This is a genomic window from Acinetobacter sp. ABJ_C1_1 (genome assembly GCF_044684115.1).
GTDB classification, from domain to species: domain Bacteria; phylum Pseudomonadota; class Gammaproteobacteria; order Pseudomonadales; family Moraxellaceae; genus Acinetobacter; species Acinetobacter nosocomialis_A.
Genome location: NZ_JBITPU010000008.1, coordinates 118,239 through 131,118, shown reverse-complemented (window position 1 = coordinate 131,118; position 12,880 = coordinate 118,239). Strand labels below are relative to the sequence as shown.

Sequence of the window (12,880 nt, the reverse complement as noted above, 5' to 3'; positions counted from 1 at the left end):
TTTTTTAATCATGCTTTCTTATTTTTTCGAAGTCTTTAATAAACTTAATGCAAAGGCATTTTTTCAAATGAACCTTGTTGAGCACCAAGCTCGGAACGTACCACCTGTAACTCAAAGCCCTGTCTGTCTAACTCGGCTCTTTTACTTTTATCAGTCAAAGAAACAACGATACTCACCAAAAATGCGAGTGGCATTGAAAACAAAGCTGGGTTATCAAATGGGAATATTGCTTTTTCATGGCCTAATACACCAATCCAAACTGTTGGTGATAAAACCACAAATGTAATTGCCGAAATGATTCCAACAAACCCACCAAATATGGCGCCGCGGGTAGTTAAATCTTTCCAATACATAGAAAGAATAAGTACAGGAAAGTTAGCGGAAGCAGCAATACCAAATGTAAGTCCCATTAAAAAAGCGATGTTCATTTTTTCAAATAAGATTCCACATGCTATGGCAATCACACCTAGAACCACTACAGAAAGTCGAGATACAACCATTTCCTGCTTTTCAGTTGCCTTGCCTTTTTTAATGACTTTTTGAAATAAATCATGGGAAATTGCTGAGGCACCAGCAAGTGCCAAGCCAGCCACTACAGCTAAAATCGTTGCAAACGCTACAGCAGATAAAAAGCCGAGTAATAGATTTCCACCAAGGGCCTTTGCGAGATGCATCGCAACCATGTTACTGCCGCCAATTAAATCTCCACCGAGTTGCCCATCTACAAAATATTGAGGATTAGTGCCTACTATAGCGATTGAAGCTAAACCTAAAATACAAACCACAATAAAGAAGTAACCAATATAACCAGAAGCATAAAAGACTGAACGGCGCGCTTCAGCAGCATTTGGAACTGTAAAAAAGCGCATAAGAATATGTGGTAAACCTGCTAAACCAAAGATCAATCCAATAGACATAGAGAGTGTATTAATCGGGTTGGATAGCATTGGACCCGGTTCTAACACCTTTTGCCCGAGTTTATGTGCATTTACGGCAGCCTCAGCCATATTATTTAAACTAAAACCAAACGCTTTAAATGCCAGAAAGACTAGAACTGTTCCACCAAATAGCAAAAGAATAGCTTTAACTATTTGTATCCATGTGGTTGCAAGCATTCCTCCAAAAATGACATATACCAGCATTAGACAACCGACTAGCATAACGGCAATTTTATAATCTAGACCAAACAACAATTTAATGAGCTGACCAGCACCCACCATTTGCAAAATTAAATAGCAACACACAACAATAAGCGAGCCGCATGTTGCCAAAATACGGGTTCGCTGCGGATCTAATCGATACGAAACAATATCTGCAAAAGTATATTTACCAAGGTTTCTTAGTCTTTCAGCCATTAAGAAAGTTAAAATCGGCCAGCAAACAAAAAAGCCCGTTACATAGATAAAACCATCATAGCCTTTGAAGAAAACCATACTAGAAATACCGAGTAAGGTTGAGGCAGACATATAGTCTCCCGCAATCGCCAAACCATTTTGCTTAGCTGAAATAGCATTACCCGCTGTATAAAAATCTTCTTTCGATACTGTTTTCTTTGCAGCTTTAAAAGTAATAAGTAGTGAAATACCAACTACACATGCAAACATGATAATAGCGGTCCAATTCCTTGGCTCGCTTTGTGAAGCCCAAGCACCGGAGCTAAATAAGGTCAAAATAGTAAAAGCAAAATATTTATTCATAACGATATTCCTTTCTTAATTTTTCTTTTTGTTTGTCAAAATATTGATTTGTAATAAATATATATAAGCCCGTTATGACCCAGCTCGATACAATGACTATTGCAGCAATCGGTAAACCAATTGTGATTTTGCTTGCCTCTAATGGAGTTGCAAGTAATTCTGGGTGAAATGTGGCTGTTCCTATAAAAATAAAGTAAATGCTGAGTACAATTAAGCTTAAGAAAACGGCGAATCGATTTCTCTGCTTTACCATCTTTTTAAATTTCGCATCTAAAACGATATTTGCTTCCTGAGGATAGTTCATATAAAAAGTCCTTTTTTATGTTGATCATTATTTACATTCAGCAAAAGCACTATTGGTGAAATAGTCGTGATAACGTTCTCTCAATATTTTTTTACTGATTTTTCCAGTGGGCGTATGCGGTATTTCTTCAACCAATATGGTTGCTGACGGAATGGCCCATTTATGTAATTTGGATGATAGAAAAACGACAATTTCTGAATGTTCAATTTTTTCTTGTGGAGACTTTGGCACCAAAATTAAAAGTGGGCGTTCTCCCCATTTTGGATGATTGGCGGCAATAACGGCGGCTTCTGCAACTTTTTCATATCCCATCGCTGCATTTTCAACTTCAACACTACTGACCCACTCTCCTCCTGACTTGATCATATCTTTGGCACGGTCTGTAATATGCATATATCCATATTCATCTATGCACGCGATATCTCCTGTATCAAACCATTTGTCTTCTTCTACCGCTTTGGGTTGATTAATATATTGCTTGGTAATTGTATGTCCACGCACTTCTAAAATGCCTTCATGCACTCCATCGTGAGGAAGCAATTGATGGTTCTCATCGCGCAATCTCATTTGAACGCCGAAGATAGGTTTACCGCATTTAATCGATTGGGTTTCGACATTATTTTTGATTTGATCTACTCGATTACAGACTGCCATTGAACTGGTTTCAGTCATTCCCCAAGCATTTTCAACAGAAACTCCATAATGGCTCAAAGACTCAATCAGCGAATATGGCGCAGCTGAACCACCAGATATTGCCCGTTTTAAACTGACTGACGAAATATGGTGGTCTTCAAGATAATTTTTAAAAGCATTCCAGATGGTCGGAACAGCCATAGAAATATCGACGTGTTCTGATTGGATCAAATTAAAAATTTTCTCGGTTTGACCCGCAAATGAATGAGGCCAAACGATTTTTGCCCCCGATAAAACCGCATTAAATGGCATTCCCCAAGCGCTAATATGATAAAGCGGAACCAAAGGCATAATGCAGCTATCATGCGTTAAGCCAATCGCATTTGGCATAGCGAGTATTAATGCATGCAATACGGTACTACGATGTGAGTAAAGAACACCTTTAGGATCACCTGTTGTCCCCGATGTATAGCAAAGACCACTTGCACTCTCTTCAGGGATATCTGGCCAATCATAATAAGACTGCTCTGGAGCAATGAGTTCTTCATAAAAGACAAAATCAAATTGTGCTTTTAAATTTTTATTGGGGTCACCGAGCACAATAAAATGTTTTATAACTTGCTTTATATTGTCATAGATAGAATCAACTAATGCCAAACAATCTGGTTCAATAATGAGTACCTCATCTTGAGCAGAACTGATAATTTGAATGAGCTGTTCAGGTGCCAATTTAGGGTTAATTGTATGGTAAATTCTTCCCGTACATGGAATGGCATAGTGCAATTCAAAATGCTGATATGAGTTCCATGCCATCGTTCCGACTTTAGCATCAGAACTTATATTTAATCGGTCTAGCGCATTGGCAAACTGAGCTACACGTTCGAAAGCATCTTTATATGTATATCGGTGTTTACTTATCCCATCTGCTTTCAAAGTCACAATTTCTTGATCTGCGTAAACTGTCAAAGCATGCTGCATTATTGAAGTAATGTTTAAATTACAATGCATCATTAATCCATTCGTCATTCTTATTTCCTCACACAATTTAGCAACTGATTCAGATGCTTATATGAGTCAATGCAACTATAATGCCAAATTATTTTATTATTAATTTCAATAAGTTAATTAGTTTTATTGTTTTTCTTTTTTGAAAAAATTTCAATTTTGAAATTAGTGATTTATGAGTTTCATTCTACGCCATAAAGTCGTTCGGCTAATCCCGAGTTTTTGTGCAGCAAGGTCTAAATCACCATCTACTTCTGCAAGTGTTTGCTCAATTAAACTCAACTCTTGATTAACCTTTACCTCTTTTAATAAAGGTTGCGCCGTGGGCTGATTTTGGGATTGAAATAGCTCAGGTAACTGTTGCTTTAAAAATTCGGGAGTTAAAATTTCATGATCAAGCTGTAACAGCACATTGATTCTTTCAACAATATTTTCAAGTTCGCGGATATTGCCCGGCCAAGAATAGTGTAAAAAAGCCTTCTGTAAAATATTCGGCAAATCATCCAGTGTTTTTCTATATTTCTCTAGAAAGGAATTTGCTAAATACAAGATATCTTCTTTTCGCTCTTTTAAAGACGGCGTATACACTCTTAAAATATTTAAACGATAGTAGAGATCTGCCCGAAAGGTTCCATTTCGTACTAACTCTTCTAAATTCGCATGAGTTGCAGCAATCACACGTATATCTAAATGATGACTTACCACTGAGCCTAAGCGGTTAATTTGTCTTTCTTGTAAGACTCGTAAAAATCTAGTTTGTAGATGTAATGGCATATCTCCAATTTCATCTAAAAAAAGCGTACCCGTATGAGCAGCTTCAATGAGGCCAATACGCCCATTTTTCTTCGCTCCAGTAAAGGCTCCTTCTTCATAACCAAATAATTCGCTTTCTAACAAACTTTCGGGAAAAGAAGCACAGTTGATTGCAACAAACGGCGCTTTATAACGGCTGCTATGATTATGAATACTTTGTGCTAAAACTTCTTTACCTGTACCACTTTCACCAGTAATGAGAATCGTACTATCCGTTTTTGCGTATGCTTTTGATAACTTGATAATTTGTTGAAAATTAGTGTTCTGCGTCAAAATCTGATCAAAGGTATACCGTGTATTAAAATTCTTTGATGAAACCTTTCTAAACTGACTATTAGACTGCTCTAATGCGTTTAGTTCCTGCACTCTTAAGATATAGCCATCAATATAGTCATTTTTTAGTTTGGAAATATATACAGCAAGTTTTAAATTTTTAAATTGAACGAGTTGATGACTGTTTTCTTGGTCGATATCAAAGTTTAAACCTTCAAAAATTTCTAATGCTGATTTGTTTAAAACGTCTGAAGAGTCTTTTTCAAGTAACGAACTCATTGAGTTATTTATTAAAGAAATCTTTTTTTGCTTTGTAATAAAACAAATGCCTTCATTTAAGTGATTAAAGATCTCGGTTAAACGTAAGGTTGAATATTGTTCTCTGCGAATTTTTTCAAGCGTACGTAAGGCGTTTTGCAGCAGGTCTTTTAAAGACGGCACACTAATCGCCAAATGTCCAACTAGGTTTTCATTCAGAGCTAACTCTACTGCAACAGGCGAGCCAATAATGGCATCAAAACCTTGATTTTTAATTAAATGAATTGTTTTTTTAGCATCTAAATATGAGTCATAGTTAAACTGTTGTATATCTAAAGCAAAAATATCTGAGTAGTTCTCAAGATCGACTGTGGACGTATTACCCACCAAAGCAATTCGCTTATATTGTTTTAAGTTTGATATGGCTTGAATAACGTCAAAAGTACCAGTTCGAATGACCTGAATATCAATGTTTAATTTCTTTTGTAGAAAACTCGCGGTCGCTCCCGTACATAGAAGAATCTGACAGCCATTTTCTACTAAGCTTTGAGCAACATCTTGCACATCGGAAATATGGCATTCCACCAAATCGATTTCGTTCGACTCTACTTCACTAATCGCCTGCTCAACCAAAGATCGAAAACCATTAATATTAGGTTTTTTAATATAGGTGACCAAAATATTAATTGGTTTTCGATTAAGCATTTTTTACTCCATTAAAAAACGTTTTATATAGGCGCAGCGCTATGACCGCCATCGACTTTAATTTCGATACCTGTTATACCTTGACCTGCTTGCGAAGCAAGTAAAAGTAAAGGTCCATTTAAGTCATCAAATTCTACAAACTTCCTTGTTGGAATTTTCTTTAAAAGCTGTTGTCCAGATTCGCCAGTTAAATATTCTTCATTAATTTCAGTAATCATATAGCCTGGCGCGATGGCATTTACATTTATACCAAATCTAGCCAACTCTACTGCCATAACTTCTGTTAAATGACGTAATCCAGCCTTCGATGCACAGTATGGGCTAACACCAAGGTTGGTAGACTGAGACAGAATTGATGTAATGTTGATAATAGACCCTTTACGTTCAGCTTTAATCATATGCTGCACAACTTCTTGTGCACATTGCCAAGGGGCTTTAAGGTTAGTATCTACAATCTTATCCCAATCTTCATCGTTATAGTCTAAGAAACGCTTAGTATCACTCACCCCAGCATTATTAATTAGCACATCTAATGTGACTCCTTCTGCTTCTAAAGAACTAAGCATATCTTTCACAGCGGAACGATCATTTACATCTAACGCAAAGGTATAAACTTTCACTCCAAATTCATTTTTTATATGCGATTCTAATTCTTTCAATCGCTCTAACCGTCTGGCACAAATAACAATATTCGCACCTTCTTTTGCAAATAATTCAGCTATGTGATGCCCCAAACCACTTGAAGCACCCGTAATTAAAATATATTTATCTTTTACATCAAAAATATTCATTCTCTTATCCCTACTATTACAACTGCTTCCCTAATAGTTTTTTGGCTATGCTCATGCGGTGAACTTCATTCGCGCCATCATAAATTCTAAAACCACGTGCATCTTTAAAAATTTTGCAAACCACTGATTCATCCGTCATGGCCTGTCCACCTAAAATCTGAACTGATCGGTCCACCACACGCCAGATACCTTCAGAGCTGATCACTTTAACTAGGCTCGACTCATAATTTCCTTTCTCACCTAAATCTAAAACCTGTGCACAATAGTGAACGGCTAATCGAGTTGTTAAAATATCCATTTCATTGTCGGCAAGCATAAAACCAACACCTTGGTGGTCTCCTAATCTCTTGCCAAAAGATTGGCGTTCTCGCGCATATTGAGTAGCAATATCATGTGCTCTCCTTGCTTGCCCCAACCATCTCATACAATGTGTTAAACGTGCTGGTGCAAGGCGAACTTGAGCATATTTAAAGCCTTTACCAATTTCACCCAACACATTTTCTTTAGGTATACGTAAATTCTCAAAGCGTAAAATGCCGTGGCCACCTGAAAAGCATGAGTCCATAGCATTCATATTTTTTTCTAATATAAAGCCTTCAACATTGGTGTCTGTTAGAAACATTGAAGCGGAACCATCTTCCACTTTTGCCATAATAATCGCAACGCTAGCTCCATCGGCTCCTGTAATTAACCATTTACGGCCATTAATAATATAGTCATCACCATCTTCAATTGCTGTTGTTTGAAGCATGGATGGATCTGAGCCAGCACCTGGTGCCGGTTCCGTCATGGCAAAGCACGATCTAATTTCTCCAGCTACCAATTTTCTTAGCCATCTTTGTTTTTGTGCATCGTTTGCGACAGCATCTAAAAGATGAATATTTCCTTCATCTGGTGCATGAATATTTAAAGCGATTGGACCTAAAGCAGAATATCCTGCTTCTTCGAAAGCCACAGCCTTTTGAAGATGCGACCATCCAAGCCCTCCCATTTCTTGACTTGCATGGGGAGTTAGCAACCCCCAACGACGCGCGCGACTCACTAACTCTTGGCGTAAAGCTTCACTAGGCCCGTGGCTATCTTGACGAGGATCACTTTCTAATGGAATCACCTCTTGTTGAATAAATTCTCTAACTTTCTGTTGTAGTTCTAATAATTCATTAGATAGTGTAATCATGAGCTGAGTTCCTTTAATTTAAAGCCTTGAGTCGCGATATAAGTTTCATACACATCATCCATAGCGCTATTAAATAGCTCATTTTTAATCAGATTGTACGGCGTGAAATTTTGAAGCTTGATTCGTTTGCTTATTACCTTTTGATTTTCAATCGTTAGATCAAGAATATTTAAGCAGCCATAATCTTGTTCCTGCGAATAGACATCTTTGAAGTCATGTCCATATACCCAATTAATGAGTATTCGATTTACAATATCGTGTGAAGAAATCAGGATATTTTGGTCTTTGTCTACTGTTAAAATCATGTTTTCGAACCATGTCAGTACACGAGTAATAAAGAGCGACCAACTTTCGCCTTGTACAAATAATTCAAGATTATTTTTATGGAACTGATAGGCCTTTTTAATTTCCAGTTCAGCACGATCCAACGAAATTTCTCTTAAACGTCCCGCTCTTATTTCCCGAATATCATCGAATGACTGAATGTCTTTATGCTCGTTTTGATAGCGCTTCAAAATTTCAGCTGTCTGAATCGAACGTGGCATGGTAGATGAGTAAATTTTTTCAAAACTAACATCTTGTAGTTGATGAGCAAGTTGTTGTATTTGCTCTATTCCTCGTTCGGATAACTGTGCAAATTTAGGATTAATCGGGTTCTTATCTGCATCAAAATATGAAACGTGCCCATGCCGAACTAAATAAATTCGTAGCCGATATTTATCCATGTTGAACTGCCTTTGGTTCTGTAATTTTTAAGTCTTCCGAATTAAGAGCTTTTAATATCTCAAATGTTTGATCCGATTGTTTACCTTCACGGATATCGCTAATAAGCAATTGAATTGCCTCATCAACATCTTTGATTGGAAAAGAAAAATAATCTTGCACAATGCCTGAACGATGCAATGTAGAAATATCCTTTTGCAAAATATAAGCCTGCAAAATTTCCAAGCTTCTCATGAGCATTAACAAGTTATATTTCTGACTGCCCGATTGCGGTAAAAGCTCATTCTTAATGACGGCTTGGCTGGCTTTAATCAGGTCAATTATCTTTTGCTCGCTCATTCTTTTTCTCCCAATATTTCCAAGATATTTTTTTCAAGTCGGGGAACTAAAAATTCCGTTAGGGCTAATTCGAGTGATGGAGTATCCATTTTGTTGTTTCGGTCAGACTGCTGCATCGCAATAATTGCCCATCGAACATGAGACAATACATGCCAAAACTTCATTTCAAATTCAGGGATATAAATATCGGAAATTTCAGCGTAAGCTTTAGCAAAATCCTTATATGAACCGATTCCCCCCGCTATATTTTCATCTTGTCCAAAACGCCAACATTTAGAGGTAAACCAGCCTAGGTCTTCTCTCCGATCACCCCATTGAGTAAATTCCCAATCTAAGATTCCTGAAATTTGATCGTCATTAACCATGATGTTACCAATGCGGTAATCACCATGGACTAAGACCAAATCATCAACTTTTGGAAGATTGTGAAACATCCATTGAATAGCGTACTCAAGGATTGGACGTTGTCTTTTTAAGTGATCCAGTTGTTCTAGAAAACCTGTAAGCTTTTTTTCTAAATATTGATCTTTATCTGGCTTAGGAAGTAGTTTCTCTAATACTTCATCTGATTGAATGGCATGAATTAAAGCAAGTTGCCTACCAATGTCTTGAATAATCTTTTTACGTTTTTCTTCTTCTGTAATTCGAACTAATTTATGGCCTTCTGTAACACCATCAATTTTTTTCATAATGAAGAAATCACTGTTTAAAAAGTTAGGTGACTTTTCAAAATAAAGTGGTTCTGGCACTTTAATGCCAAACTGATATAACCGATCTAAAAGTAAAAATTCCTGCTCCCGATCTGAACTAGCCTCTACACTAGATTCAGCATTTTTACGCAGTACTAATGCAAAATCTTCAGATTGAACTAGCCAATTTTCTTGGATAGCTCCACCACTCATTTTTTTTAACTGAATTTCATGAGGGATTAGCCCTAGATTCTGCTGCAATATTCCACTCAATTGCAGTATATGATTTGCATTCATTATTTACTCCTTGTAGCTAATCCTACTGGAGCAAATTACATGCCACTATTTTTATATTTAAATTCAATAACTTAAAAATAAACTATTATTTCAAATATGAAATCTATTTCATATTTGAAATTTCTTATTCTAGAACTCATCATTTTGCCATTCATCGGCGATTTTTGAAAAAACCTTGACCTTAAACCTTACTTTAATCATAGGATGCTCAATAGGTAAATATGAGGAGCCTACAATGCCTAAAGTTTGGAGTTTTCAGCGTTGGTTCATTGCCATTTTTATGGCTTTTTTATCAGTAAGCTATGCAAATGCATCTGATCAAGTACAAAATCAAGAAACGGCTAAAAGCAAAGGTAAAATTTTAGTCGTCATGACAAATCATTCAGCCTATCCGACTCGTTCAGATAAAACTGGCCTATGGCTTACTGAATTAACTCATTTTTATGATGTCGCTAAAGCTGCTGGCTATGACATGGATTTTGTCAGTCCTCAAGGTGGAGTTGTACCACTTGATGAACGTAGTATGAAGCCTATTTACGTTGATAAATCAGCTCGAAAACTTTTAGCTGATCGTCAGTTTATGTATCGCTTAAACCACACTTTGGCACCAAGCAGTATCGATCCAACACGTTATAAAGCAATTTATTATACGGGTGGACATGGAACAATGTGGGACTTCCCAGATAATAAAGAACTAAAAAATATTAGTGAAAGCATTTATCGCCAAGGTGGTATTGTTTCAGCGGTTTGTCATGGCGTAGGAGGATTATTACCTTTGGTAGGTGAAGATGGTAAACCGCTCATTTCAGGTAGAACTGTTACTGGGTTCGCGAATAAAGAAGAAACTTTATCTGGAATAAAATCTCAAGTTCCATTTTCCTTACAAAATAGCTTAATTAACCACGGCGCTAAATATAAACAAGGCTTTCTTCCATTTACTTCATATGTAGTATCGGATGACAGAATCATTACTGGACAAAACCCTCAATCTAGTAAAGAAATTGCCGAAGCTGTTGTTAAACGCTTAAGTACTCTTAAGTAATTATTAAAACAGTTTGAAAAAAGAGAACCAGAATTTTATATTCTGGTTCTCTTTTTTTATGCATAAAAAAATCATATCTTTTATTTTTAATATTCTAATTTTATTTTTAATAAAATTTAAAATAATTATAAAAATGCTTGACCTTAAACCTTACTTTAATCTTAGCATTAATACATGGTCTATAGGAGGAACATATCAATGTTCAACAAGCTTAATCTACCTCAAACAGTTACTGCGTTATCCGTAAGTTTATTATTGAGTTTTTCAGCTCAAGCGGTTGAGACTAACTCAAGTTCTGTACAACAACCATCAAACTCAAGCACTTCACAGGAAACAACTGTTGTAGAGTTTGGGCCTTATAAAGTTAATGTTCCAAAAGGTGGCTATTACGATCGTTTTCGTATGAACCCGAATCTAGACGAAGTTGCAAAAGATCCTGCAGCTGGAAATATTGATTATTTCCGTACCATCCCCAAAAAACTTGTAGATACTAGAGTGGGTAAAGTATGGTCTCCGAATTTTTATTACCGTACTAGCAATATCCAACTCTTGATGCTTGCTCCGATTTCTAAAGTAAAAGCAAAACTCCCTGCTCCACTTGAACCATTACAACCTATCCCAGGCTATGGTTTGGTTTCATTAACATTCTTCTCTTATGCAGTCGGTGATGTCGACCCATATGATGAAGTTTCGGTTGCTGTGGTTGTACGCCAACCTGGTGCTCATCACTTCAATACCACAGAATTATTGAGTTCAATGCGTAACCATAAATATTATGGCCATGTACTCGCATTACCAGTAAATACAGAAATTGCTCGTGTTCGTGGTGTGTATGGTTACCAATTACCAAAATGGTTAACACCTATTGATATGAAAATTGGCGATAAATCAGTTCAAGCTCATATTTATAATACTGATGGTAAACCTGATTTAAGTGTAGCTGCGCCATTGCCAGAAATTAAAACTGTGAAACCACAATCTCATATTGAAACAAAAACCATGTATCAATTGGTAGATGGGAAATGGCACAGTACTTCTGTAGAGTCTAATACTTTGGCATTTGGACAAAAGCTTTTTCCAAAGAACGTTCAAGTTGTAAAAAGTGGTGGACCGCTGAGTAAATTACTTGATGAACTAGGAGCTAATAAAGTTCTACGTTTTGATGTAGTGAAAGATGCGCAATTGGCATTAAATATGCCTGTTCCATATCCATCACTTGATAAATCGACAGCTAAAAAATAATTTTAAATAGCCCTTTCTACTTATTATAAGAAGAAAGGGCTACGATTATTTCTGCTATATATAATAATTTTTTATATTTCAGTTTATTTATAATAATTCTTTTAAATAAAATATAAAATCAAGTCACTTTATATATGTATTCTCTAAAACAATAAAGTTATATTCTCTTTCAAATAATATTAGTTAAACCGAATCTTTGAAGATGAATTTTGAGTTAATGTACCAAAATCTAAATCTAATAAAGGTATTGCTGTTTCAGGTAAAGCTAAAGCCTCTTTATAAGCGGTCTTTGCTTGAGGTGTTAAATATAAATGATTAAGTTTCTCATCGCTTTTAAAACCAATTGGAAACTGATAATGAAATTTCAAAGGTTTTTCAATATTAAAAGTAAAAATTGGTAATTGTAAGTTACTCTTATCCTTACCATATGTTGCATCTGCTAAAACATATTGATGAACATAATCAATTGAAAAATTAGAAAGCGTTAAACTCTTCAAATTTCCATCTTCTGCAATACGTGAATATACCATCACTGTACCTTTTGCTCGCCCCAGTACAATTTTCATCTTGGAGCCAATCACAATACTGCTCACAGGATAGTTAAATTTTGTTGGGTTTCCGCCAATATTCGGTTCATCAATGGCTGTAGCAGTACCTTTGGCCTCAGCTTTAATCCCTAATCGCTCCCAAAAATCTCGTCTTAACGTTTCTGGAAATGTATGTATTGAATCTGATTTAGTAAAACCCACAGGAATGGTCAGCCCTGCTTGTACATTACTTGTGAAGAATAATGATGGAATACCGAGACTGAGTGTAGATATTAATTTTTTCATTCGATGCTATAAAATAGTGAAGTACATAAAGCTATTATTGACATAGCCTTATGTACTGT

Annotated in this window: 12 protein-coding genes; 2 read left to right on the top strand and 10 right to left on the bottom strand. The window is 36.2% G+C overall.

Features of this window, described 5'->3' with window-relative positions; translation table 11 throughout:
* Positions 1 to 44: 44 nt before the first annotated feature.
* From actP to ACG59Z_RS11350, 9 genes are all read right to left on the bottom strand, one after another.
* The gene (gene actP / locus ACG59Z_RS11390) at positions 45 to 1,697 is read right to left on the bottom strand and encodes a cation/acetate symporter ActP (protein ID WP_400199423.1); all 1,653 of its coding nucleotides are present in this window, start codon (positions 1,695 to 1,697) and stop codon (positions 45 to 47) included.
* Complete coding sequence (locus tag ACG59Z_RS11385) at positions 1,690 to 2,001, bottom strand: DUF485 domain-containing protein (RefSeq protein WP_400199421.1); 312 nt, start codon at positions 1,999 to 2,001, stop codon at positions 1,690 to 1,692. The genes actP and ACG59Z_RS11385 overlap by 8 nt, the downstream gene beginning before the upstream one ends.
* A gap of 27 nt (positions 2,002 to 2,028) precedes the next feature.
* Positions 2,029 to 3,660 carry a long-chain-fatty-acid--CoA ligase gene (locus ACG59Z_RS11380; protein WP_400199420.1) on the bottom strand — a complete coding sequence of 544 codons (1,632 nt, stop codon included), beginning with the start codon at positions 3,658 to 3,660 and terminating at the stop codon, positions 2,029 to 2,031.
* 144 nt (positions 3,661 to 3,804) lie between these two features.
* On the bottom strand, positions 3,805 to 5,688 hold the full coding sequence (locus ACG59Z_RS11375) for a sigma 54-interacting transcriptional regulator (protein WP_400199418.1): 1,884 nt from the start codon (positions 5,686 to 5,688) through the stop codon (positions 3,805 to 3,807).
* A gap of 23 nt (positions 5,689 to 5,711) precedes the next feature.
* Positions 5,712 to 6,479 (bottom strand): SDR family NAD(P)-dependent oxidoreductase, encoded by a 768-nt coding sequence (locus ACG59Z_RS11370; protein ID WP_400199416.1) that lies wholly within the window; start codon positions 6,477 to 6,479, stop codon positions 5,712 to 5,714.
* Positions 6,480 to 6,495: 16 nt separating this feature from the next.
* Positions 6,496 to 7,656 (bottom strand): acyl-CoA dehydrogenase family protein, encoded by a 1,161-nt coding sequence (locus tag ACG59Z_RS11365; RefSeq protein WP_400199414.1) that lies wholly within the window; start codon positions 7,654 to 7,656, stop codon positions 6,496 to 6,498.
* Positions 7,653 to 8,381 carry a histidine phosphatase family protein gene (locus tag ACG59Z_RS11360; RefSeq protein ID WP_400199412.1) on the bottom strand — a complete coding sequence of 243 codons (729 nt, stop codon included), beginning with the start codon at positions 8,379 to 8,381 and terminating at the stop codon, positions 7,653 to 7,655. The genes ACG59Z_RS11365 and ACG59Z_RS11360 overlap by 4 nt, the downstream gene beginning before the upstream one ends.
* Positions 8,374 to 8,718 carry a hypothetical protein gene (locus ACG59Z_RS11355; RefSeq protein WP_400199411.1) on the bottom strand — a complete coding sequence of 115 codons (345 nt, stop codon included), beginning with the start codon at positions 8,716 to 8,718 and terminating at the stop codon, positions 8,374 to 8,376. The genes ACG59Z_RS11360 and ACG59Z_RS11355 overlap by 8 nt, the downstream gene beginning before the upstream one ends.
* The gene (locus ACG59Z_RS11350) at positions 8,715 to 9,704 is read right to left on the bottom strand and encodes a phosphotransferase family protein (RefSeq protein WP_400199409.1); all 990 of its coding nucleotides are present in this window, start codon (positions 9,702 to 9,704) and stop codon (positions 8,715 to 8,717) included. Before ACG59Z_RS11350 ends, ACG59Z_RS11355 begins: the two co-directional genes overlap by 4 nt.
* A gap of 235 nt (positions 9,705 to 9,939) precedes the next feature.
* Between ACG59Z_RS11350 and ACG59Z_RS11345 the strand changes: the two genes are divergently transcribed.
* Together ACG59Z_RS11345 and ACG59Z_RS11340 are read left to right on the top strand one after the other, a co-directional pair.
* Positions 9,940 to 10,746, top strand: a complete 807-nt coding sequence (locus ACG59Z_RS11345) for a type 1 glutamine amidotransferase domain-containing protein (RefSeq protein WP_151826832.1) — start codon at positions 9,940 to 9,942, stop codon at positions 10,744 to 10,746.
* A gap of 198 nt (positions 10,747 to 10,944) precedes the next feature.
* Positions 10,945 to 11,988 carry an acetoacetate decarboxylase gene (locus ACG59Z_RS11340; RefSeq protein WP_151826831.1) on the top strand — a complete coding sequence of 348 codons (1,044 nt, stop codon included), beginning with the start codon at positions 10,945 to 10,947 and terminating at the stop codon, positions 11,986 to 11,988.
* Positions 11,989 to 12,167: 179 nt separating this feature from the next.
* On the opposite strand, the gene ACG59Z_RS11335 is transcribed toward ACG59Z_RS11340, so the two are convergent.
* A complete protein-coding gene (locus tag ACG59Z_RS11335; RefSeq protein WP_400199406.1) occupies positions 12,168 to 12,821 on the bottom strand; it encodes a hypothetical protein in 654 nt (217 codons plus the stop codon).
* Between the last annotated feature and the right edge of the window lie 59 nt (positions 12,822 to 12,880).